General features: G+C 52.9%; 22 protein-coding genes. 13 read left to right on the top strand and 9 right to left on the bottom strand.

Annotated features, from left to right (window positions below):
* Positions 1-138: 138 nt before the first annotated feature.
* From BMX45_RS14820 to phnX, 5 genes are all read left to right on the top strand, one after another.
* Entirely contained in the window at positions 139-891 is a 753-nt protein-coding gene (locus BMX45_RS14820) for an ABC transporter ATP-binding protein (RefSeq protein ID WP_090910323.1), read from the top strand.
* Entirely contained in the window at positions 884-2500 is a 1617-nt protein-coding gene (locus BMX45_RS14815; protein ID WP_090910322.1) for an ABC transporter permease subunit, read from the top strand. Before BMX45_RS14820 ends, BMX45_RS14815 begins: the two co-directional genes overlap by 8 nt.
* A 262-nt stretch (positions 2501-2762) precedes the next feature.
* Positions 2763-3758 (top strand): extracellular solute-binding protein, encoded by a 996-nt coding sequence (locus tag BMX45_RS14810; protein WP_090910321.1) that lies wholly within the window; start codon positions 2763-2765, stop codon positions 3756-3758.
* Positions 3759-3781: 23 nt separating this feature from the next.
* The gene (gene phnW / locus BMX45_RS14805; RefSeq protein WP_090910320.1) at positions 3782-4876 is read left to right on the top strand and encodes a 2-aminoethylphosphonate--pyruvate transaminase; all 1095 of its coding nucleotides are present in this window, start codon (positions 3782-3784) and stop codon (positions 4874-4876) included.
* Positions 4873-5691: a phosphonoacetaldehyde hydrolase gene (gene phnX, locus BMX45_RS14800; RefSeq protein ID WP_090910319.1), complete on the top strand. Its 819-nt coding sequence runs from the start codon at positions 4873-4875 to the stop codon at positions 5689-5691. Before phnW ends, phnX begins: the two co-directional genes overlap by 4 nt.
* A gap of 206 nt (positions 5692-5897) precedes the next feature.
* Here phnX and BMX45_RS14795 read toward each other — a convergent pair whose 3' ends face one another.
* Together BMX45_RS14795 and BMX45_RS14790 are read right to left on the bottom strand one after the other, a co-directional pair.
* Positions 5898-6107, bottom strand: a complete 210-nt coding sequence (locus BMX45_RS14795) for a hypothetical protein (RefSeq protein ID WP_090910318.1) — start codon at positions 6105-6107, stop codon at positions 5898-5900.
* A gap of 311 nt (positions 6108-6418) precedes the next feature.
* A complete protein-coding gene (locus tag BMX45_RS14790) occupies positions 6419-7345 on the bottom strand; it encodes an alpha/beta hydrolase (protein ID WP_090910420.1) in 927 nt (308 codons plus the stop codon).
* Between the two features lie 213 nt (positions 7346-7558).
* On the opposite strand from BMX45_RS14790, the gene BMX45_RS31010 reads away from it, so the two are divergent.
* Positions 7559-7717, top strand: a complete 159-nt coding sequence (locus BMX45_RS31010; protein ID WP_368087167.1) for a DUF3888 domain-containing protein — start codon at positions 7559-7561, stop codon at positions 7715-7717.
* Between the two features lie 119 nt (positions 7718-7836).
* Here BMX45_RS31010 and BMX45_RS14785 read toward each other — a convergent pair whose 3' ends face one another.
* The 3 genes from BMX45_RS14785 to BMX45_RS14780 form a co-directional block, all read right to left on the bottom strand.
* A complete protein-coding gene (locus tag BMX45_RS14785; protein WP_254778080.1) occupies positions 7837-9378 on the bottom strand; it encodes a M28 family peptidase in 1542 nt (513 codons plus the stop codon).
* Positions 9327-9584, bottom strand: coding sequence for a hypothetical protein (locus BMX45_RS31805; RefSeq protein WP_254778079.1), 258 nt, complete (start codon positions 9582-9584; stop codon positions 9327-9329). The genes BMX45_RS14785 and BMX45_RS31805 overlap by 52 nt, the downstream gene beginning before the upstream one ends.
* Positions 9585-9745: 161 nt before the next feature.
* A complete protein-coding gene (locus tag BMX45_RS14780; protein ID WP_090910317.1) occupies positions 9746-10507 on the bottom strand; it encodes a kanamycin nucleotidyltransferase C-terminal domain-containing protein in 762 nt (253 codons plus the stop codon).
* 79 nt (positions 10508-10586) lie between these two features.
* Here BMX45_RS14780 and BMX45_RS14775 point away from each other — a divergent pair, with 79 nt between their 5' ends.
* The 4 genes from BMX45_RS14775 to BMX45_RS14760 all read left to right on the top strand — a co-directional run bounded on the left by BMX45_RS14775 (position 10587) and on the right by BMX45_RS14760 (position 13710).
* Positions 10587-10988 (top strand): hypothetical protein, encoded by a 402-nt coding sequence (locus BMX45_RS14775; protein ID WP_254778078.1) that lies wholly within the window; start codon positions 10587-10589, stop codon positions 10986-10988.
* Positions 10989-11086: 98 nt separating this feature from the next.
* On the top strand, positions 11087-11800 hold the full coding sequence (locus BMX45_RS14770; RefSeq protein WP_090910316.1) for a class I SAM-dependent methyltransferase: 714 nt from the start codon (positions 11087-11089) through the stop codon (positions 11798-11800).
* Between the two features lie 281 nt (positions 11801-12081).
* Entirely contained in the window at positions 12082-12675 is a 594-nt protein-coding gene (locus tag BMX45_RS14765) for a TetR/AcrR family transcriptional regulator (RefSeq protein WP_254778077.1), read from the top strand.
* Between the two features lie 291 nt (positions 12676-12966).
* Positions 12967-13710, top strand: a complete 744-nt coding sequence (locus BMX45_RS14760; protein WP_090910314.1) for an SDR family oxidoreductase — start codon at positions 12967-12969, stop codon at positions 13708-13710.
* Between the two features lie 165 nt (positions 13711-13875).
* Here the strand turns inward: BMX45_RS14760 and BMX45_RS14755 are convergent, their stop codons facing one another.
* Complete coding sequence (locus BMX45_RS14755; protein WP_012818487.1) at positions 13876-14454, bottom strand: LOG family protein; 579 nt, start codon at positions 14452-14454, stop codon at positions 13876-13878.
* A 215-nt stretch (positions 14455-14669) separates the two neighbouring features.
* On the opposite strand from BMX45_RS14755, the gene BMX45_RS14750 reads away from it, so the two are divergent.
* Positions 14670-14987: a MazG nucleotide pyrophosphohydrolase domain-containing protein gene (locus BMX45_RS14750; RefSeq protein WP_090910313.1), complete on the top strand. Its 318-nt coding sequence runs from the start codon at positions 14670-14672 to the stop codon at positions 14985-14987.
* 165 nt (positions 14988-15152) lie between these two features.
* On the opposite strand, the gene BMX45_RS14745 is transcribed toward BMX45_RS14750, so the two are convergent.
* The 3 genes from BMX45_RS14745 to BMX45_RS14735 all read right to left on the bottom strand — a co-directional run bounded on the left by BMX45_RS14745 (position 15153) and on the right by BMX45_RS14735 (position 17800).
* Positions 15153-16130: an electron transfer flavoprotein subunit alpha/FixB family protein gene (locus tag BMX45_RS14745; RefSeq protein ID WP_090910312.1), complete on the bottom strand. Its 978-nt coding sequence runs from the start codon at positions 16128-16130 to the stop codon at positions 15153-15155.
* Positions 16131-16403: 273 nt separating this feature from the next.
* Positions 16404-17171 (bottom strand): electron transfer flavoprotein subunit beta/FixA family protein, encoded by a 768-nt coding sequence (locus tag BMX45_RS14740; RefSeq protein WP_090910311.1) that lies wholly within the window; start codon positions 17169-17171, stop codon positions 16404-16406.
* A 38-nt stretch (positions 17172-17209) separates the two neighbouring features.
* Positions 17210-17800 carry a TetR/AcrR family transcriptional regulator gene (locus BMX45_RS14735; RefSeq protein WP_036664878.1) on the bottom strand — a complete coding sequence of 197 codons (591 nt, stop codon included), beginning with the start codon at positions 17798-17800 and terminating at the stop codon, positions 17210-17212.
* Positions 17801-18280: 480 nt separating this feature from the next.
* Here BMX45_RS14735 and BMX45_RS14730 point away from each other — a divergent pair, with 480 nt between their 5' ends.
* Both BMX45_RS14730 and BMX45_RS14725 read left to right on the top strand, forming a co-directional pair.
* The gene (locus BMX45_RS14730) at positions 18281-20461 is read left to right on the top strand and encodes a (Fe-S)-binding protein (RefSeq protein ID WP_090910310.1); all 2181 of its coding nucleotides are present in this window, start codon (positions 18281-18283) and stop codon (positions 20459-20461) included.
* Complete coding sequence (locus tag BMX45_RS14725) at positions 20458-22899, top strand: 3-hydroxyacyl-CoA dehydrogenase/enoyl-CoA hydratase family protein (RefSeq protein ID WP_090910309.1); 2442 nt, start codon at positions 20458-20460, stop codon at positions 22897-22899. The genes BMX45_RS14730 and BMX45_RS14725 overlap by 4 nt, the downstream gene beginning before the upstream one ends.
* The last annotated feature ends 155 nt before the right edge of the window (positions 22900-23054 follow it).

Genomic DNA, 23054 nt, shown 5'->3' with positions numbered 1-23054 from the left:
AGTTTTGAGTGAATATGGTCAATAGTTAGTAATAATTTATGAATGATATATGCATAATTTACTTACATTTAACAGTTCCCATGATTCTTATTTACATATGGTTTCTATACTAAGGATGTGTTTAAGGAGGTGAGCCGTTTGCTGAAGCTAGAGCATATTTGCAAACAATTCGACGATAAAGTGGTTTTGGATGACATCAACATAGAAATCGGCACGGGCGAGATTGTATCGCTGCTCGGTCCGAGCGGGAGCGGGAAGACCACATTGCTGAATATTATTTTGGGACTCACCCGAATGGATCAGGGAAAAATCGTGTTCCAGGGTCAAGATCTGAGCAACGTACCGATGAAGAAGCGGGGATTTAATATCGTGTTTCAGGACTATGCCTTATTCCCCAACTTGAATGCCTACGACAATATCGTATACGGCCTGCGCAATAAGAAGGGGACCGTAAGCAAGCAGGAGGTCCGGGAATATATCGATTTTCTGGAGCTCCAGCCCCACTTGGACAAGCGGATCGGCGAACTGTCAGGGGGGCAGAAGCAGAGGGTGGCCCTGGCCAGAACGCTGGTCACGAAACCGAAAATCCTGCTGCTCGATGAGCCGCTCAGCGCGCTGGACGGCGTGATCAAGGAATCGATCAAGCAGCGGATCCAGTCGATCGCCAGGGAATTCAAGCTGACCACGATCATTGTGACGCATGACCCGGAAGAGGCGCTGACGCTCTCGGACAAAATCCTGATCATCCATCAGGGACAGATTGCTCAATTCGGCACGCCCCAGGAGATTGTCCATCATCCGAGCAATGATTTTGTGAAGCAGTTCATTATCAAGCAGCTGCATATCAAAAGGCAGAACATCTACAACCTGTTCGGTGAACAGTATGCGTAGCGCGAAGCCGGAAATGCGGGTTATCTTTACCGTCATCCTGTTATTGTTCGCCGTGTTTCTGTTCCTGCCGCTGCTCATATTGCTGGTCCGCTCCTTCGGATCCGATCGGGGATTTACCCTTGGACACTATGCATCCATAGTGGCGAATCGGGAATTCGTCGCGGCGATCGGCAACAGCGTGAAGGTATCGGGCGTAACGGCCGTGATCACGACCGTTCTGGGGTTCATACTCGCGTATTCCATTCATTGCACCAAAATATACCGGCCCGTCAAAGGCCTGCTGAAAACCGTCATCATGGTCCCCATGCTGCTTCCGACCATTACCTATGGGTTCGCCATCATGTATTCGTTCGGTAACCAGGGCTTGATCACCCGGCTTGTCGGGCACAATCTGTTCGAGATCTACGGATGGAACGGGCTGCTCATCGGCTACGTCATTTACACGCTGCCGCCGGTATTCCTGCTGATTCATAACGCGTTTAAGTACATTGATAAAAAATTCATCATCGTATCCAAGTTAATGGGTGACGGCACGATGCAAAGTTTTATGAATACGATTATGCGTCCCCTTGCGGGAGCTCTTGGCGGGGCCTTTGTGCTGTCCTTTATCTTAAGCTTTACGGACTTTGGGATTCCGGCTTCCGTCGGCGGTACCTACCCGGTCGTGGCGACGCAGCTGTACCAGGTGATGCTGGGCTCCATTCCGGACTTCAATCAAGGCGCTGTCATTGCGGTGATGATGCTGATTCCGGCCGTCTTCGGCATCTGGCTGCTGAATTATCTGGAAAAATGGAATTTCCACTATGACAAGCTGTCGGATATCGAGCTGCCGCGGCAGCGCGTTCGGGATATCGCCTTCGGCGTGATGTCGTCGGCCATTGTGATGGGCATGCTGTCCATTTTTGCGGTGATGTTCATCGCTCCTTGGTTGAGCAGTTACCCCTATGACATGACCTTCACGTTCCAGCATGTGCGGGATGTGATTCAATCGAGTGATTTGACGGGGGTCTATCGCAATTCGCTCTGGGTCGCCTTCTTAACGGCGCTGTTCGGTACCTTGATGGCGTACTTATCCGCGCTGCTCAATGTGCGTACATCGTTAAAAGCCCGGTCCGCGGTAGACATCGTATCCATGATAACCAATACCGTGCCCGGCATGGTGCTCGGGATATCCTACCTGCTCTTCTTTAACGGGAGCAGCCTGAAGGGGACCTTTATCATTATCGTTCTGTGCAACATCGTTCATTTCTTTACGACGCCGTTCCTGATGGCCAAGAACTCCCTGTCCAAGATGAATCCCTCCTGGGAAACCACGGGAGAACTGCTGGGGGACAGCTGGTTCAAGACCGTGTATCGGGTGATCCTCCCAAACTCAGCCTCAACCGTCATCGAGATGTTCAGCTACTATTTCATCAACGCCATGGTGACGATCAGCGGCATCATTTTTCTCGTATCGGCCCAGACGTCGCTTGTCGCCAGCAAAATCAAAGAGCTGCAGCATTTCGCCAAGTTTAATGAGATCTTCGTGCTGTCGATGCTGATCTTCTTCACGAATCTGATCATTAAGCTGGTGTGCGACGCATGGCAGAGGAGAACGGCGCAGCGCTAAAGCTGCCCCATTACGCTTGTCCGCTACGATGCCGGATTTGTGGTTGGGGAAAAACATACTCGAACACCCAGCGGAGAGGACGTATCGTGCTGGAGAAGCCAATGGGTTCGCCTTTGTCTGCGAATTTCTACAGTCGGATTCATACCAATCAGAAGAAATCTGAAGACAACAGCGATCGGAGGTACGATACGGTATCGCAGCGGACATCAAGCACTGAACCTATTTTAAAGCCAATAAAAACATTCAAGGAGTGGAGTTAATCATGATGAAGACGCTGAAGGGAATGCTGCTGTCATTGATCGCTGTCAGTATGGTGTTTGCTTTGGCCGCTTGCGGCAGCGGCAGCGCGGGGGAAGCGAAGAAGGTAGTCATCTACACCAACGGGGATGAAGAAGCCGTTGCGGCAATGGAGACTTCATTGAAGAATGCCGGATATGAAGGACAGTACCTTGTCCAATCTCTGGGCACCTCCGAACTTGGGGGCAAATTGATGGCGGAGGGCAACAAAATCGAGGCCGATCTCGTCACCATGAGCTCCTACTTCATCGAAAGCTCGCAGAGCAAGCATTCGATGTTTAAGGAGCTGGCTTTTGACGCAGGCGCTACCGGTTCTTATCCGGCATATTACACGCCGATTCTGGCGAATACCGGCTCCATCTTCGTGAATACGGAAGTGCTGAAGGACAAAGGATTGCCGATGCCCACATCCATCACGGACCTGACCAAACCCGAATTCAGCGGACTCGTATCGATTCCGAACATCATGGATTCTTCCACCGGCTGGCTGCTCGTTCAGGCTATTATTACGCAATACGGCGAAGATGCGGGACGTAAGGTGCTTCATGACCTGATCGCCAACGTAGGACCGCATCTGGAGAGCTCGGGCTCCGGTCCGATCAAGAAAGTGCAGGCTGGAGAAGTGGCGGCCGGGTTTGGACTCCGCCATCAGGCGGTAGCGGCTAAAGCCACCGGTGCACCGATTGACTACGTGGATCCGGTCGAAGGAAACTTCTCGCTGACCGAATCGGTTGCGGTCGTGGACAAGAAGAATGCAACGACGGATCTAGCGATGAAGATGGCCGAGACCATCGTAAAGGATGCCCGCAAAGATCTGATTGCGAACTACCCGGTGGCCCTGTACGAAGGGGAGACCGTCGATGAAGTCAACAAACCTGCATACTCGATGACCTTCGAGAAGCCGCTGACCGTGGAGCTGCTGGAAGAGCATCAGCAATTCTTCAACGGATCCAAAGAATAAGCCGACTTTAGGAGCGATGCGACATGAAAACCTACAAGCTTTTGACACCGGGACCTTTGACCACAACCAAGGCGGTAAAAGAGGAAATGCTCTTTGACCGCTGCACGTGGGATGATGAATATAAATCCATTACGCAAAAAATCAGATCGCAGCTCCTGGCACTGGCCGGAGCGGATCCAGAGCTGTACACCGCCGTGCTGATGCAGGGAAGCGGCACGTTTGCCGTCGAAGCCGTCATGACGTCCGCCATTTCGAAAGACGATAAGGTGCTGATCGTAACGAACGGCGCCTACGGCGAGCGGATCGTGAAGATGGCGGAGTACATCGGACTGAATTACGCGGAGTACAAGGTGAATTACGATGAACATCCAAGCGAGGATGAGCTGCGGGCCATACTCCATGAGGATTTGCGGATTACGCATATCGCGATGGTTCATTGCGAGACGACCACCGGCATTCTGAACCCGCTGGAGATGATCTCGAAGCTGTCCAGGGAATATGGAAAAACCCTCATCCTTGATGCGATGAGCAGCTTTGGCGGCATGGAGATCGATGTTCAGGGGCTCGGCATCGATTACCTGATCAGCAGCGCGAATAAATGCGTTCAAGGTGTTCCGGGGTTTGGCTTTGTGATCGCCAAGCTGGAGAAGCTTACGGCCTGCGAAGGGATTGCGCGCAGCCTGTCGCTCGACCTGTACGACCAATGGAAGGGCATGGACAAGGACGGCAAATGGCGTTATACCTCGCCGACCCATGTCGTGGCGGCCTTCTCCAAAGCGTTGGATGAGCTGAATGAAGAAGGCGGCGTCCCTGCCAGGTTCAGCCGTTATCGGAATAACAATCGACTGCTGCGGGAGAGATTGGAGCAGATCGGCATCCGGGCGTATATCACCGATGACAAACAATCCCCGATCATCACCACGTTTTTATTCCCGAACGAAGGGTTCAGCTTTGAGCATTTTTATACTTATATTAAAGAAAGAGGTTATGTGATCTACCCGGGCAAGCTAACCGACGTGGATACCTTCCGCATCGGGAATATCGGGGAGATCTATGAGCAGGATATCGAGCAATTATGTACGATTATTGAAGAATATATGGGGGTGACGGCACAATGAACCGAATCGAAGGCGTTATATTGGACTGGGCTGGAACGGCCGTGGATTTTGGATGTTTTGCGCCCGTGAACGTGTTTGTCGATATTTTCAAGAATGCGGGTATTGAGGTAACCATGGAGGAAGCGAGAGCGCCGATGGGGATGCTGAAGATCGATCATATTCGTGCCATGCTGTCCATGCCAAGAGTGTCTGCGCTATGGGAGGCGAAGTACGGCAGAGCTTTCGGTGAGCAGGATGTAGAACGGCTGTATGCGGAATTCGAGCCGGCCTTGATGGTCTCCTTATCCGAGTACACGGACCCGATTCCGGGTGTCATTGAGGCGGTTGAAGCGCTGAAGGCGCAAGGCTTGAAAATCGGTTCCACGACCGGTTATACGAGCGGCATGATGGAGGTCGTGGTTGCCAATGCGCGGCAAAAGGGGTACAGCCCGGATGTTTATTTCACGCCGGATGACACGCGCTCCCAAGGAAGACCTTACCCCTACATGATCTACCGGAACATGGAGTTTCTTGGATTATCGGCTTCATGGAAAGTCGTTAAGGTCGGCGATACCGTCTCCGACGTGAAAGAAGGCGTGAACGCAGGCGTGTGGTCGGTTGGCGTTGCTATCGGCAGCTCCGAAATGGGCCTGAGCTTGGACGAGTTTCATGCCCTGTCAGAGTCGGACCGGGAAGCCGCGATCTCGAAAACCGAAGAGACGTTTATCCGTAACGGGGCGTATTTTACGATCCGGACGATGAGCGAGCTGCCGCAGTTAATCGAGAGAATTAACGATATGCTGGCAGAGGGGCAAAGACCGGGGATTCAACGTTAGGTTGGTATTTAATGAAGAAACCGCGAATGGTATTCTCTGGAGCATAAGCTCTGTCTCGGTTTCTACTTTACTGTTTTGTTGGCTTCCTTCATTGAGAGGGGCTCACTTTAAACCTCAATCTAAAACAGATCCGGCAGAATTGCCGGGTCTGTTTTAGATCGAGTTAAGTTTCTAACGCAAATCGCTAACAATGAATGAGGTAGCATTTAGAGTTCTTTATTCTTACGTTCCTCAAGTGTTTTTGCCGAATGATCCACTAGCAATTTCTTTATATCTTTCAATTCGTTCTTGAGACTATCCATTTCCGATTTCAACCCTGAATTTGAAATAGCATTACTAACAATCAGGTAAATCAGCAAGTAATTTGCTGCTAAAATCATTATAAAAAAAATGAGCTCTTGTACTCCAACTACCATGAAGAATCCATCCTTTCAACAATGGAGCTAAAAACCTTTTAATTTATTTACTCATTCCAAAAACAATGTGTATTTACAGAATATGCTAATTATAGCATGATTCTGAATCTAAACAGGAACATGTAGTTGATCTCTGAGGGAAATCAGGTCAAGTGGTCTCATATCATGCATCCAACATTTATGTTCTAAACCTAAGTTCGCTCAAATGGTACAGCTCACCAACATGGGCTTAAATGTGACCGCAAAGCTGATCAGGGGTATATTCACCTCACCGAAAAAGAGCAGTCCGCATGGACTGCTCTTCTTTCAATTTATTGCACATACGTGCCGATAAACTCCTTCACTTCCCGGTCGTACCCCTCGGGATCGAACTGGCGCGCCAGACCGTGGCCTGCATCGGGGACGATGAACAGCTTCTTATGCTCCGGACCGTTCTCGTACAGCTCATACACCATCTCGGTAGGGACGAACAGGTCCCCGCCGCCGTGTATGAACAGCGTCGGCGTCTTGGATTTCTTCACCTGCTCCAGCGCGGAGGCCTCGCCGAAGGAGTATCCGGCCCGGATCTTGGTGAGCAGGCTCGTGGATTGAACCAGCGGGAAGGAAGGAAGCTTATACATGCGCTTCAACTGATAGGTCAGCTCATCCGTGACCGACGTATACCCGCAGTCCTCGACAATGGCTTTTACCTGGGGCGGAAGCTCTTCGCCGCTGGTCATCATCACCGTTGCCCCGCCCATGGACACGCCGTGCAGGACAATCTGGGCGTCTTCCCCTGTATGCCGGATGACACGTTCAATCCATCTGAGATAATCCTTCCGCTCCGGCCAACCGAAGCCGATGTAATCGCCTTCGCTCTTTCCATGGCCCCGCGCGTCGGGAAGAAGGACGTTGTAGCCCAGGTCCTCATGGTACATTTGGGCGAATCCGCTCATCTGTTCCGAATGGCCGGAGTATCCGTGCCCGATCATGACGGTTTTATCCGTCGGCACTTCGGCAGGTATATAGTACGCATGCAGCTTCAAGCCGTCGTCTGAGGTAAGACTCCATTCCTCGAAGCTTTGCTTGGCCCACCAATCCTTGCTATCCGCAAAGGGGTTGTCGATATTCGAGTTGGCTTCCAGGTCCGGGTTGCCGTTCAGGAAGGCCTTGTCGGCCCGGGCAATAGCAACGTTATAGAAGTAGAAGCTGGCTGAAATGATAATGATTGCTAGTAATGCGATAATAGCTGCAGACATGGTCATAATCCTTTTTTTCTTAATGATGTGTATCCTCCCGTCGGTGTTGATCTATGAGCCGAAGGCATGCCGAGAGGAAGGAATGCGCCGAATCGATAGCTTCCTTCCACCTATCATATCGTACGTATCTTGATTCATCCATATGGCAGATCACGTTCGATTCGGATGGCGTTACATCAATCTTATCGGTTGGGAGAACCTAATCCATAAGAGCTGCGGCAGGAGAGGGTCGGCCCCCATATCCCGGTGGGAAAGGACCGCCTTGTCTTTGAGATCGCTCCGACGTTTCCCGGCGGTATGGTGAAGCTGGTAGAATACAAGCATCTGAACACGTATGAGCTTCCCTCGCATTGGCAAGACATCAAGAAGTAACGGCGGCTGGGCTGTTCTAAGCAAAAAACAAGCAAACGCGGTGTTCGCGTTTGCTTGTTTGGCATGCAGGATAGAGTGCACTTATAGGTGTAACAACTATCAGCTGCTCTAGGGGAACCCTATCGGCTCTCATAAACCGGCCGATCCGGCCCGGGCTCAGCTTGGCTCCAGCCGATGCCGAGCAGGACAACGATGGCGATGAAAGCGGCCGGCAGCACCCATTTCCAAGAATGCGCGAGCATTCGGACTGCCGGTGACATCAGGGCCAGTATCAGTCCGATGAGCACAACGCTGAACAGATGAATCCCCGGCGGGAGCAGGAGGAATACGATGTGAAAGACCGACGTGAACATCAGAACCGGGATAAGCGACGTTCCTAACACGACGGCCGGATGGAATAAGGTTTCGCGCGGGTCCCGGGTAAATGCCGCCCACGTCAGAGCCGCGAAATGAACCAGCAGCGGTATCGCGAATAAATAACTTGCGCCCGGCAGGAACCAAGTCGAGCCGATGAGCAGCAGCAGGAACAGGAGTGCGCCCCCAAGCAGCATCTCCACTTCATTTGCTTTCCGCACCACCCAGCGGGTAAGCGCGACATGAACGATGAGGGTCACCAGCACAAAGCTGACGCTGTACAGAAGCGAATCGTAGGTTGCGCCTGTAGGCTGTGTCATTTTGCCTGCCCACAACGCATCGATGAGCGTCCACAAGCCGTAGCTGAGCGCGGTTGAGAGCACGACGGCCAGAATCGGAGTTCCGAGCCCGATCAGGCTTCCCTTAACGGTAAGCAAGGAGAAGCGGGCAAACAACCAAGCAAAAGCCAGCCATAGCGCTGCGATCGCCACGGTGATCGGAATTGCCCATTGCGCAGGGTAGTGAACCAGCAGGCCAAACAGATTGAAATAGATACGGTCGCCTGTGGAGGTCAGGTCAGCCAAGTCCAGATTGCCAAAATGCCTTGCCATGGCGAGCGCATTCTCGCCTTGATGCTGCATGGTCTCAAGGGAGACATTCTCCGTGTTGTCCATCGGGGTATGGTAAGCTACCCACCCGTCGCCATAGGCAAAGTTCAGTCCCGGGAGGCCATGCTCCAGCGCCACCGTCAGATCGGTATCGTTCGGCAGTTGTTTGTAGAGATCCACTAAGAGGGAGTTGCTGACAGGATTGGATACGGCCCGGGCATATTCTTCAATAATCCGTCCATTGCTGTCGCTGGTCTGGAACATGAAGGACGAGCCCTTCGATCCCCGCGCTTCAAAATTCGCAATCATGCCGATCTCACGGTGCGCCGGGTCCTGAAAGAACACCTCGGCACCGAGCAGGCCTCTTTCCTCCCCGTCTGTCAGCAGGATCCAGATGTCATTTTGCGGCGGAGGTCCGGCCTGGATCGCTCTTGCCGTCTCCAGCAAGGAAGCTACGCTGACCGAAGCATCATTCGCCCCGGGGCCGGTAGGGACCGAGTCATAGTGCGACATCAGAAGGAGCGGTTTACCAGATCCGGTTCCTTTAATGACGCCGAGAATGTTCGTAAGCTGCACGTCGGCGTCGACGTACTTGGTGGTCAGACGGTCATTAAACTCCTGAACCTCCGGGTTCAAGCCGAGCTGCTTCATCTGTTCCACCAAATAAGCCCGGACTTCCGCATTGGCAGGGGACCCCATCGGGTGTGCTCTTGGGCAATCCGTTCGACATGTGCCATGGCGCGTTCCGCGGAGAACTCGGTTGCGGGTGCATCGATCTTTCTGGCTTCCGGCGGCTTCTCGAACCACAGCATGAGGGAGATAAAGAGTATGACGGCCAGGATGGTCGTAAGCGGCAGCCAATAAGGAGGTCTGCGGTCCGGCGGTCTGCTCAATTGAATTTGCATGATCAATACTCACTTCCTTTTAGGATCATTCAGGGTCATTCGCGGTGTGATCTTTCCTCATATGTAAGAAATAGGCCCTTACACAGCGTAGTTCCAGAATATGACATGTGTCAATATAAGATTGAGAACGATGGCTCCTTACCCTAACAAAAGAGCCTCCATCAGAATGGAAGCTCCTTTAATTTATATTCGATATTCATCTGTTCATACCATGCGTTTAGTCCGGTCCAGAGCTGCTCGCAGAGCTCATAGACATGATCGATTTGGAGAAGTTGACCGCGCATGACCAACTGTGCCAGCTCGTCATAACCGGAAGGTCGGGATGGGAGGGTAAGGGATTCCTCCAACGTCCGGGCCCTTGTATGATAAAAGGTTCGGTTGGCAAGCCCAATCAGCTTGGCCGTCTGCCAGGTCAGGTCCTTAGCGCCAAGCGGGAGATAGTTAAGGTTCCCGGACTGGACGTTGTTTCGGATTTTGCCCATCGTTTCGTAAGGCTCCCAAATCATGAATTCCCGCATCGTTTCTTTGATCGCCTCGTCCGAAACCTCAAGGGGCAGCTTCCGAATCTCGGCGAGCAGGTTCCCCGGATCGTAGATTTCCTGCAGGTGTACGTAGGCGCCGGCCTTAATTGCCCAGGAGTCATCCACTGACGCGGCAGCCTTGAAGATGTCCTGTTTCTGTTTCATTCCGATTTCGATTTTGAATGGGGGATATATGAATTCGTATCCGGGCAGGGAGACCCCGTCCTGCGTAACAACCCGAAGCTCGATGTCCGAGTAAGGACCATCGATACCTTGCGCAATCGAACCGTACAGGCCGATGGCCAGAATGTCATCGCCGTGCAAGTGAAGCAGCCGGTCTTTGATGAGATGAATGATGCTCATTTTCTCTTCTCTGGTCGTAGCCGCAGGATAAGATAGCATAAGGAAATCCCCTCCGAAGAAAGTTAATTATCTATATTATAGTATAAACAGGACCGTTGTTTTAGGGGGTGACGGGTTTTTGAAGTTTAAGAGTGTTCTAACCGGGTTCGTCTTGGCGATCGTGATGGGTTGTTCCGGTTTGAGCAAGATAGAAATTCCTGAGGAACTGCTCGCGGAAAGGGAAGATGAATTACGAATTCATTATTTCTACGAGGATGCAAATGCCGCGAAAGGGCCGAATGAGAAGACGCATGTTGCATGGTGGAGTGAAGAGGTCCGTATGTCCGATGCCGATCGAGAGGTTTTGCAGGCTGCTATGTTGCATAATGTAAGGGACGAGACCGGCAGGCAAAGGGCGGATGCTATAGGACTAACCAGATTTCCGATTGTTGTATTGCTGAATGATAAGGAAATCGTCTTGAAAACGGATGACTTAGATGATGTTATAGATTTTCTTAAAAAGAACAGGCAGGGATCATAATATTCTAATTCCCTTACACCATATTATGGTAGTATATCCTTGCGGAGTGTGCAGGAGCTGCCTCATCCGCAGCCAATCTATAGCTGAGGTGAGAAGAGATGAGTAAAGCTGAGCAGAGTAGAGGCAAGACCAAGCAGGAATTGGACCGGGTTGTATTCATTGGCCGCACATTTGAAGAGTACGCTCACATGTTTGATTTGAAGATGCCGGAGCTTGCCGGTAAAAGGGTGCTGGATTGCCCTTCCGGCGCGTGTTCGTTCACCGCTCACGGTTCGAAGCAGGGTCTTGATATAACGGCCAGCGATATTGCTTATGATCACAAACCGGATGATCTGGAGACCAAGGGACTGCAGGATATCGGGCATGCCATGGAAACGATGGAGCAGACGAAAAGCAATTATGTCTGGGATTATTACGGGGATGTGGAGGGGCTTCGCCGGCATCGCGAGCAAGCGCTCCGCGATTGCGTTAGGGATATGCGGGAATTTCCGGATCGCTATGTCGCTGCCGTACTGCCGGAACTGCCTTTTGATAACGAACAGTTTCACCTGGTGCTGTCCGCCCATTTTCTGTTCATGTACAGCGACCGATTGGATTATGAATTTCATGTCCAGACGGTTCGGGAGCTGCTGCGAGTGGCCTCGGAAGAGGTGCGCATCTTCCCGTTGACCGATTTATCGGGGAGCCGCTACGTCCATTTGGACCGTCTGATTCATGAGCTGGAGGCAGAAGGCTTTCGGGTAGCGGAAGTAAAAGTACCCTATGAGTTTATGAAGAACGGCAATTCGCTGCTAAACATTCGCAAGATATAGAAGCTTGAGAAGGTAAGAAGCGAGGAAGCCGGCAATGTGCCGGCTTCCTTTTTTTCTGGGGATGGTGATTGTCGCCAGAGCAGCAGAATCTGTCGTGTTCATTGATCCCATATATGCTTCAATCCTACAGGAGCACGGAGAATGGTATTCATGGTGGGAAGGACAAATGACAAAAGCTCAATATTGATATGATGAGGTTGTTTGCTATAATGTGTTCAACAGAGAGGGGGCGTGAAGGTGGGCAGGCGGGCGAAAACGGAATCCCGTTGCTCATGGAACCTATGGCACATGACCAACCACTAACGAAAGAAGCTATATTAGATGCAGCTGAGCAGACGCTTCGACGTTATGGCCCAGACAAGACTTCGGTTGTCGATGTGGCCAAAGCGCTGCAGGTGAGCCACGGCTCGCTGTATCGGCATTTTCCCAGCAAGGCCGCTCTCAGAGAAGCCGTCACGGAGCGGTGGCTTCAGCGGATTGCGGAGCCGCTGCAGATCATTGCAGACGGGACGGACGGCAGCGCCACCGATCGCTTGCGGTTATGGACGGATACCCTGATCCGGGCTAAGCGGACTTACGTTCTCGAGGATCCCGAGATGTTTGCCATGTACGCGTCCGTGACGCTGGAAGCCGTCAAGATCATTGATACGCATGTGAATTTGTTAATCGGGCAGATCACCCAAATCATGGATCAAGGGATGCGTGCCGGTGAATTCAAGCCAGGCCATCCGGAGTCAACGGCGAAGGCATTTTTCATGGCCACTTCCTTGTTTCACCATCCGGCCCATGCCTATCAATGGACTTCGGATGGGATCGAAGCCGCCTTTGAGTCGGTGTGGACGTTATTGTTGGCCGGGATTTCGATGAACGGTTAGCGGGAATAGGGATATGGCGAACCGCCGTCATAATGAATGCCGCTGCGGATTGTTGGGCTAGCATAATGTGATCATTCCCTATGTAAAAAAAGATGCTATTCATGGCGAGACTCGCATGGGAATAGCTTCTTTTTTGTTTTGGTTCATTTACAAATGACAAAATCATAAATCTGTCACTTGTAATTAGTTATTAGGCGACATATAATCAAATTACTAATAAGAAGTTGCAAATCAGAACATCGATCTGGGGCAATAATCGTGTATCTCAATTCATATGCGGGAGGTTTTATCATGACAAAGGGCTTATCGGGCAAGGTAGCAATCGTAACGGGAGCATCGAGAGGCATCGGGCGCGAAATTGCGGAGAGACTTGCGGAGAACGGAGCCAAGGTTGTTGTAAACTATGCAAGCAGTCCGGCTAAAGCCGAGGAAGTGGTGGGCCTCATTAAGCAGGGCGGCGGCGAAGCACGGGCCATTCAAGCCGATATTAGTCAGGTAGCAGAGATCGAACGGCTGTTTCGTGAAACGATCGAAGCCTATGGCGGAATCGATATCCTTGTGAACAATGCCGGCATCATGACCACCAAGCCGATTGCGGCCATGACGGAGGAGGATTTCGATCAGCAGTTTGCGATTAACGTGAAGGGGACTTATTTTGCGATCCAGCAGGCTTTTCGCCATATGAATTCGGGTGGCCGCATTATCAATTTCTCGACGTCGGTCGCTGGGCAGATGTTCCCGACTTACAGCGTGTATGCAGGGACGAAGGGAGCTGTGGAGCAGTTTACGCGTCAGTTGGCCAAGGAATTCGGGCCCAAAGGGATCACGATTAACGCAGTGGCGCCCGGACCGGTTAATACGGAGCTATTTACCGTTGGTAAATCGGAGGAACAGATTGCGGGGATTGTCAAAATGAATGCCTTCGGACGTCTGGGGGAAACGGATGATATTGCAGGTGTCGTGTTGTTCCTGGCCAGCGAAGAGTCGAAATGGATCACGGGTCAAACGCTTCGCGTGAACGGCGGGTTTGTATAATATCGCCTCTATTTCTATGGCGAAAAATAAAAATGCACCGGGATTCCGGTGCATTTTTGAATGACGGAAGGCCAGGCCAATGCGTCATAATGCCTGCAACATATTCTTGTATCCAAGGATTTTTCCCTAGAGAGCGCTATGTCCCTCAAGACCCTCAGGTCACCCTTAATCCAGGTCCTTCCACTTCAGGTCCAGCGTCGGAGGCGTGTAGCTATCCATAAGCTCTAACAGCTTGAGCGGATCATCGGACATGTTGATCAGGTTCAAGTGAGAGGAGTTGGAGAAGCCCTCGGTAATGCTGTACTGAATCAGCTTCATGAACGGTTCGAAATAATCGCGGATACTGAGCAGTCCGATCGGCTTCTGATGAATTCCGATTTGCGACCAGCACAATACCTCGAACAATTCCTCATAGGTTCCAAATCCGCCCGGCATGGCGATAAACCCGTCGGCCAGCTTGCCCATCGTTGCTTTGCGTTCATGCATGTCGGCGACTTCAATGAGCTGGGTCAGCTCGGTATGTACGATTTCCCCCTTGAACAGCCCTCTCGGCATGACCCCGATCACTTCGCCGCCATTTTGCAATACGGCGTTGGCAACTTCCCCCATCAATCCGATGTTGGAGCCGCCGTACACTAATTTGTATTGGTTGTGGGCAATATGCCTGCCAAGTTCGGCCGCTTTTGCTTTATAGTCCGGATGCTCGCCCATGTTCGATCCTGCAAATACGCATATGGATTTCAATTTGCACACTCCTTACCCAGATGTTGATATTTCATTCGAGTAATTATACTATATATAGTGATTTGTGTCATGGAATGTTCGGCATATCCTTTCGGCGCCGACATAGCACTTTTTTATTTTATGGCATGCATGTTCGTTTTATCATGGATATAATCTCGAATTGTGTAAAAAGAAGGATGCAGTCATCCCAAGAAATCGCGGAGGTAACACACGTCATGGATATGAATGAAGCCCAGCAATGGATTAAACAGTTCTACGGAGAAAGAGGCTGGGCCGGGTACGGTCCCTTTATCCGGGTTGGATTTTTGATGGAGGAAGCAGGGGAAACGGCGCGCGCCGTTCGCGCTTATGAAATCGGCAGGGACCGCCCCGATGAGGAGGTTCAGTCGAGGGAACAGCTCAAGCAGGATCTGGTGGAGGAGATCGGCGACGTGCTCGGCAACATTTCGCTGCTGGCGGATCTCTATGATATTTCGCTGGAAGAAGCGTTTACGGCTCATCAGCAGAAGCTGTTGAAACGGTTTGGCTCTTAAAGGGGACAGGCTAGTGCCGGTTCCCATTCCGTTGTGGTAGTCCTTCGGAATGCTTCATAGGTGAAGGACGCTGCAGGCGCAAAACTTACGAAGTAAAAGGCTGCTCCAGGTTCCCGGACCTTTTGGAGCAGCCTTTTTTTGAATATGATGAATCGTTATGAAGTCCTAGGATACCAACACCTTGCGGAATTCCTGCGTCAGCAGCGGGACGACATCGAACAGATCGCCGACGATGCCGTAATCGGCAACTTTAAAGATCGGTGCTTCCGGATCCTTATTGATGGCAATGATGACCCGGGATTGGCTCATGCCCGCCAAATGCTGGATCGCGCCGCTAATGCCGCAGGCAATATAGATCTCGGGCGTGACGACTTTGCCGGTCTGCCCGATCTGGAGCGCGTAATCGCAGTAGCCGGCATCGCAGGCGCCGCGCGATGCCCCGACCGCCCCGCCGAGCAGGTCGGCGAGCTCCTCCAGCGGCTTAAAGCCGTCCGCGCTCTTCACGCCGCGCCCGCCGGAGATGACGATTTTGGCTTCCGATAGGTCGATTTTTCCCGTGGTTTTGCGGACGACGTCCTTTACCACGGAGCGGAGGGAAGGAGCCGGGTAAGCGATGTCCTCAATGCCGGCGCTGGCGCCTTCGATGGCTTCCGCCGCGGGAATATTGTTCGGTCGAACCGTGACCACCCACGGTCCGTTCTGAAAGACGCGTTTCTCAAAGGCTTTACCCGCATAGAGCGGACGCGTGAATACCGCTTCTCCGCCTTCGTTGTCAATGGCGGTGACGTCGGAGATCTGTCCGGCATTCAAGGAAGCGGCCACCAGCGGTGCCAAGTCGCGGCCGATGGCCGTATGCCCGAAGAGGACTGCATCGGGCTGTGCCTGACGGATTACCGCTTCGATGGCGGCCATATAAGCTTCGGGATTATAGCTCTCCAGATCCTCATGCTCGACGGTATAGATGGTATCGGCACCATAGCCGTTCAGGGCCGATACGGCCTCCGTAATGTTGGAGCCCGCAACCAGAATACGGATGCTGTCGCCATCTTCTGCAATTAAACGGGCAGCGCCAAGCGTCTCGAGAGCAACCTGACGCAGCTTCCCATCCCGGTTCTCGGCATACACTAATATCGTTTTGCTCATATCATAACCTCCTAAGATCCATTTGGGGTTGAACGTAAAGAGAGTTTTACGATGTCGGCCAGCCTGAGCGTCCAAAGCGAATGCGGGTCATTCCTCCAATCGCTGCTGCCCCCGATTTCCAAGATGCATTAAGCGAAAAGCGTGCATGACGGACATCCCGTAAACCATACAATCAGAATACATAAGGCACGATGGCAGGGGCTCTGCCGCTGCCATGTAACCGCATTCAATAGTGAGAATCGAAGGAATTCACGCGTTCAATTTGTTCTTTTATTAAATCACTTTCGACTGCGTCCGCAGCAAGGATACCAGCTCATGCGCCACTTCGGCAGGCTCGCCCTTCAGAATGCGCCCGGCGCTTCGCTCTGGCGGCAAGGACAGCTCGCTTTGCTTCGTTGCCGGCTGAATATCGGGTTCGGATAACCCGAGATCATCCAGGGTCAGCGTCTGAAAAGGCTTCTTCTTGGCCTTCATGATGCCCGGCAGCGACGGATAGCGGGGTTCGTTTAATCCCTGCTGTGCGGTGAAGATGGCCGGCAGCTGGACCTCAAGCACTTCCAGATCGCCTTCCGCATCCCGGTGCACTTCAGCGGTGGTCCCGCTCAGCGTAAGCTTGGTAATGGAGCCGGTGTGCGAAATGCCGAGAAGCTGTGCCAGGCGGATAGCTACTTGGCCCGAGCCGCGGTCCACGGAGAAGTTGCCGCCGAGGATCAGATCCGGGCTTTCCTTGGACAAATACGCATGCAGCACCTTCGATACCGCATATTCATCGTCCGGAATCCGTTCGTCGGAGATCAGCACCGCATCGTCCGCCCCCATCGCAAGGGCGGTCCGGAGGGCTTCTGCCGTACGGTCGGGTCCGACGGACAGGAGCGTCACGCTGCCGCCGTGGTCATCCCGAAGCTTCACGGCTTCCTCTACCGCATATTCGTCATACGGATTGATGACGAATTTCACCCCATCCTCGGCAATCGATCCGTTCTCAATCGTGATTTTTTCCTCCGTGTCAAAGGTCTGTTTAAGCAATACCACAATCTTCATCGGTTAAACTCTCCCTTCAATATGAATATCAGCAGGACTTATTGTCCGCCGGAAACACCATTGAGAAAAAAGCTTAGCGTCTCATCCGCTTGATCGGACAACGAATATTTACGGCCCGAGATCAGCCAAGAGGTTACCGCTTCGTCCATCGCGCCAAAAATCAGGTTTCGGACCAGCTTGACGTTCAGATCTGAACGGAATTTCTGTTCTTGGATGCCCTGTTCCAGGATATTCTCGATCAGTACGATATATGGCTTGAGCGCGCTGCCGATTTCCTTGCGCAGCTCCAAATCGCTCTGCCGCAGCTCAATCTGCGTGACATATGCAAGTTCGGGATTGCTCTCCAGCTCCGAGAAATGGATGCTGCACACCGTCCGCAGCGCTTCCACGGCGTCCGTGGTTCCTTCCACGCTTTCGTGGAATTTGCCGACCAGCTCCCCAAGCTTTTCTTGGAACAGGCGGATCAGGATATCCTCCTTCCTCTTAAAGTACAGATAGATGGTGCCGTCGGCCACGCCGGCAGCCTTGGCGATCTTGGATACCTGGGACCGGTGATAGCCGTTTTCGGCAAAAACTTTCAGGGCGCCCTGGAGGATCAGGTGGTATTTTTCATTTTTTTTACTTGTCATATGCTCACCCCGGTGTTAGAATACAGTTAAATTATGAATGAATACTCATTCATTTCTTGTATCCATCATAAAATACGTTCATGTCATTGTCAACGATGGGTTATCAAAGACTCGCAAAATGGATGAAGCAGACCTGGAAGAGCAGCAAAATAAGGCGTTCATATCAGAGCCATCGACGGCAGTTTAACCGGAAGAAAGAAATAGCTGGGTATCCGCAGGCAAGTACACAAATACGGATGTAGCGTTGTACAGATGAAGAGATGCAGCTAGCAGTCATGATGTTCGGTTTAGAGTGGTCGGCACGGCACGATGTGGAGGTCTTATTTTTGTCTCTATTATGAAAGCGCTTCATATTGTCCCAATCTTGACACAATGACGAGCCGTTGTTGGAAGGAGTGACAGGAGCTGCAGAATTGGACGCTGCAGAGACGAAATGAAGGGTGTGGAAGAAGGATCTTTTAACGCAAGGGGCTGAGAGGGATGATTCCAACATTAATCAACGCGCTGCTCTTTGTCTTAATCACGGGCTGGGCAGTGTACATGTTCGCCACCGTGGTGTATCGCCGTTACCTGTATATCCGTTTGGGCAAGCCGGCGAATCTGAAGAAGGATCTGAAGGAGCGCCTGAGCCAGTTCGCCATCCAGGTGTTCGGACAGAGCAAGCTGTTTAAGGATCGCAAGAGCGGCATCATGCACTTTATCGTGTTTTACGGATTTATCATTTTGCAGTTCGGGGCGCTCGATATCATCTGGAAAGGGCTGTCGGGTCACAGCTTGCCGATTCCGGGCCATGCGGGCTTCATCCTCATGCAGGAGATTACGGTTGCGCTGATTCTGCTGGCCATCGGTTATGCGGCATATCGCCGCTATGGCGAGAAGCTGAAACGGCTCAAGCGAGGCTGGAAGCCAAGCATTGTCGTGTTTTTCATCACCACGCTGATGGCTTCGGTGCTGCTGACGATGGCCTTTGAACGGCTCATGGAAAGTCTGGCATGGTCGGCCATGGCACCGATTTCCTCGAGTATCGCGGCCGCGTTTGCCTGGATGCCGCCGGTGGCAGTAACGGTGTGTTATTACGCGTTCTGGTGGCTTCACCTGCTGATTCTGCTGTCTTTCCTTATTTATGTGCCGCAATCGAAGCATTTTCACCTCATTACGGCGCCGATCAACATTCTGGTTCGTCGCACGGATCCCCCGGGGAAGCTCAGCAAGCTGGACCTGGAGGATGAAGAAGCCGAGGAGTTCGGGGTAGGCAAAATCGAGGACTTCACGCAGAAGCAGATGCTGGATTTCTATGCCTGCGTTGAATGCGGACGATGCACCAACGTGTGCCCGGCCTCGAACACGGGCAAGCTGCTGTCGCCGATGCACATGATCGTGAAGCTGAGGGATCATCTCACGGAAAAAGGTGCCGCGCTCACCTCCAAATCGGCGTGGATGCCTGCCTCCGTGTTTGGGTCGCCGGGCGTTCACTCCATGGGCGCAACGGATTTGGCGCTTGTCGGCTGGAAGGGCGAGGGCATCACCGACATCGGACCGACGATGGATGTGCAGAAGCGTTCCTGGCACCAAGTCGAGGGCGTAGACCCGAAGGACATTCAATTGATCGGCGGCGTCATGACCGAGGAAGAGATTTGGGCTTGCACGACCTGCCGCAACTGCGAGGATCAGTGTCCGGTCGCAAATGAGCATGTCGACAAAATCGTGGATCTCCGGCGACATCTCGTTCTGATGGAGGGCAGCGTGCCGCAGGAAGGCCAGCGAGCCATGCAAAACATCGAACGACAAGGCAACCCTTGGGGAATCAGCCGCGCGGACCGGAGCAAGTGGGTGAAGGAGGTCGACCCGGAAGGAACGTTGGACCTGAAGATCCCGACCGTGAAGGAAAATCCGGACTTCGACATTCTGTTCTTTGTCGGTTCCATGGGTTCCTACGACAATCGCAGCCGCAAGATCACCCGGGCCTTCGTCCGGCTCATGAATGAAGCGGGCGTCAACTTCGCCATTCTCGGCAACGAGGAGAAGAACTCGGGCGACACTCCGCGCCGGATGGGCAATGAATTTCTGTTCCAGCAGCTGTGCATGGAGAACATCGAGACGTTTCAGAAATACGATGTGAAACGAATCGTCACGGCTTGCCCGCATACCTTCAATATTTTCAAGAACGAATATCCGGAATTTGGACTGGAGGCTGAGGTCGTCCACCATACGGAGTTGCTGGATCAACTGGTGAAGGAAGGGCGTCTTAAGCCCAAGTATCAGGTTCAGGAGAAAATCACCTATCATGACTCCTGCTACCTGGGACGGTATAACGATGTATACGATCAGCCGCGCAGCGTGCTTCGCGCCATTCCCGGCGTCGAGCTGCTGGAGATGGAGCGGAATCGCGAGAACGGGATGTGCTGCGGCGCCGGCGGCGGTCAGATGTGGATGGAGGAGGACGCGGGCAAGCGCGTGAATCTGGCGCGTACCGAGCAGGCGCTGGCCATATCTCCGACAATGATCAGCTCCGCCTGTCCGTTCTGCCTGACGATGCTGGAGGACGGCACGAAGCTGAAGGAAGTGGAAGAAAGCGTGAAAACGCGAGATATTGCGGAAATTCTGGAGTTATCCGTATTCGGTCTATCCGAAATCCATGAACAGGAGGTCGTTGTGCAATGAGTAATACCATTACCAAAGAAGCCGTCAGCGGTTCCGGGGTCGCAAGTCGAAACATTACCAAAGCCGCCGTGATCGGCTCGGGCGTCATGGGGTCGGGGATCGCCGCCCATCTTGCCAACGCAGGCATTCCCTGCCTGCTGCTCGACATCGTTCCGAATTCCTTGACCGCCGAGGAGGAAAAGGCCGGCCTGACGCTGGATCATCCGAAGGTACGAAACAGGCTTGCCGCCAAAGCGATTGCGGCTCTGCCTAAATCAAGCACCGCTCCGCTCTACAGTGCTGATTTTGCAGGCCGGATCACGCCGGGAAACACCGAGGACCATCTAAGCCTGTTGAAGGATGTGGACTGGATCATCGAGGTGGTTACGGAACGCCTGGAAATCAAAAAGAGCATTTTCAAGCAGATTGAAGGCGTGCGTAAGGAAGGATCGATCGTCAGCACGAACACCTCGGGCATTTCCGTCAATGCGATGGTCGAGGACTGCAGCGAGGAATTCCGCAGCCACTTCCTGGGAACCCATTTCTTCAATCCGCCGCGTCATATGAAGCTGCTGGAGATTATTCCGGGCTTTGATACCGATCCGGACATTACGAAGTTCATGGTTGAATTTTGCACGAAGCGCCTTGGTAAAGGGGTTGTGCTTGCGAAGGACACACCGAATTTCATCTCGAACCGGATCGGCACCTACGGACTTCTGGTCACGCTGCAGGAGATGGTGAAGAACAGCTATACCGTGGAGGAAGTAGATGCGGCCACGGGTCCCGTTCTGGGGCGTCCAAAGAGCGCCACCTTCCGCACGCTGGATCTGGTGGGCATCGATACGTTTGTCCATGTGGCCAGAAACGTGTACGACTCCGTACCGGACGGCGAGGAGAAAGACGTGTTCACGGTGCCTGACGTCATGAACGAGCTTGTCGCCCGCGGCTGGACCGGGGAAAAGGGCGGCCAGGGCTTCTATAAAAAAGTAAAAGGGGATCAAGGCAGCAAAATCCTATCACTCAATCTGTCCACGATGGAGTACAACCCGAGCGCCAAAGTGAGCTCCGCTTCCATCGAAGCCGCCAAAGCGGTAAAGGGAGCCCAGCGGAAGATCAAGGCTTTCCTGGGAACGCAGGATCGTTACTCGGAGCTGGCCTGGAATGTATTGAAGCAAGTGCTCGTCTATGCGGCCGGCAAGCTGGGAGAGATCGCCGATTCCATCCAGGACATCGACAACGCGATGAAATGGGGTTTCAACTGGGAGCTCGGTCCCTTCGAGACCTGGGATCTGATCGGACTGCCGGAATCCGTGCAGCGCATGGAAGCAGAGGGCGTGACCGTCCCGGCGTGGGTGAAGGAGTGGGTTGCCGCAGGCAACAAGTCCTTCTATCAAGAGAAGGACGGCGAGGTGTTCCATTATTTCAAAGGCGAGTATAAGGGCGTTGAGGTTCAGCCTGAGCTGATCTCGCTGCAAGCGCTCAAATCGCAAAACCGGATCATCCGCTCAAATACGGGGGCGAATCTGATCGATATTGGGGATGGCGTTGCATGCCTTGAATTCACTTCGCCGAACAACGCGATCGGCGCCGATATTCTGGTCATGATTCAGCAGAGCGTGGAAGAGGTCAGGGCCAATTACCGCGGACTGGTGCTGGCGAACGAAGGCCGGAACTTCTGCGTCGGCGCCAACCTGATGCTCATGCTGATGGAAGCGCAGAGCGGCGACTGGGATGAGGTGGATGACATCATCCGTCTGTTCCAGGGCAGCATGATGAAGCTGAAGGGGCTGGAGAAGCCGGTTGTGGCCGCGCCTCACCGGATGACGCTGGGCGGGGGTGTGGAAGCGTGTCTGCCGGCGGACCGAATCATCTTCTCGGCGGAGACCTATTTCGGCCTAGTGGAGACGGGGGTCGGTCTGATACCGGCAGGCGGCGGCTGCAAGGAACTGGCGCTGATGACCAGCAACCGCCATCCCGACAAGGACAGCGACCTCCAGCCGGAGATCAACAAAATCTTCGAGATGGTGGCGATGGCTAATGCATCGACCAGCGGACATGAAGCGATCCGCATGGGGTATGGACGCAGCGGGGATACGGTGGTCATGAATCAGGATTACCGGATCCATGAAGCGAAGCAGGCCGTGTTAGCGATGGACCGGGCAGGTTATGTGCCGCCGCAGCCGGGCAAAGCCCGCGTTGTCGGCCGCGATGGCCGGGCCGTGCTCCAAATGGGCGCGATCGACATGAAGCGAAGCGGCTATATCAGTGATCACGATCTGTTGATTGCGAAGAAGCTGGCGCATATCCTGACCGGCGGCGATGTTCCTGCTGGAACTGTGGTGAGCGAACAGCATCTGCTCGACCTGGAGCGCGAAGCATTCCTCAGCCTGCTCGGGGAGGTCAAGACCCAGCAGCGCATGCAGCATATGCTGGCAAAAGGCAAGCCGCTGCGGAATTAAGGCGATTCAGCTTGGACTGTACTTCCTTGGCAATTTTGAGCGTCTCGCCTTCCGGTCTCTCCTTGCCTTCGGCATCTTGAAAGCAATCAGGACATGACGAACGCTAATGTTGGTATAGTCCTTAAAGATTCACAGCTAATAGATCAGCTATCATC

The organism is Paenibacillus sp. cl141a (assembly GCF_900109305.1).
Lineage (GTDB): Bacteria > Bacillota > Bacilli > Paenibacillales > Paenibacillaceae > Paenibacillus_AQ > Paenibacillus_AQ lautus_A.
Note: the sequence above shows the minus strand (reverse complement) of the source record. Positions and strands in the feature narration are given on the sequence as shown.